The sequence below is a fragment of the Psychrobacter sp. AOP31-B2-9 genome (assembly GCF_052378005.1).
GTDB lineage: Bacteria > Pseudomonadota > Gammaproteobacteria > Pseudomonadales > Moraxellaceae > Psychrobacter.
Window position 1 is genome coordinate 1 of the sequence record NZ_JBQSXG010000337.1, and the last position, 495, is coordinate 495.

Annotated in this window: 1 protein-coding gene; it reads left to right on the top strand. The window is 44.2% G+C overall.

Annotation, left to right across the window (positions count from 1 at the left end):
• On the top strand, nt 1-478 hold a 478-nt coding region (locus ACT3SX_RS15520; protein ID WP_444761870.1), incomplete at its 5' end, for an IS5 family transposase.
• Between the last annotated feature and the right edge of the window lie 17 nt (nt 479-495).

The window sequence follows — 495 nt, forward strand, 5'->3', positions numbered from 1 at the left end:
TAAAGCTCATCAGCATAGTACAGGCGCAGCCAGTCATCTTGATGAGGCCATTGGTAAAAGTGTTGCAGGTAATAGCAGCAAACTGCACTTAGTGGTCGATGCTTGTGGTAACCCTATACATATTGAGCTGACAGGTGGGCAAGTGCATGACGCTAAGATGGCAAAGACGTTGATAGATAGCACGATTAATAACCAGACTAAAGCGGTGATTGCAGACAGGGGCTACGATAGTAGTGATATTAGAGAGTGTATCTTCAAGCACTGTACTGAGTCAGTCATACCCGTTAAGTCGAACTCTAAAAACAGCAACAATGACACACTAGACTGGTATTTGTATCGTTGCCGTCACTTGGTAGAAAACGCTTTTGCTAGGTTGAAACATTTTAGGGGCATTGCCACGCGATATGATAAGCTCAAAGATAGCTATGCAGCGGCGGTAATGCTCGCTTGTGTCTTTATCTGGTTGCCCCTGATTTGAATTCTATACACACCCTA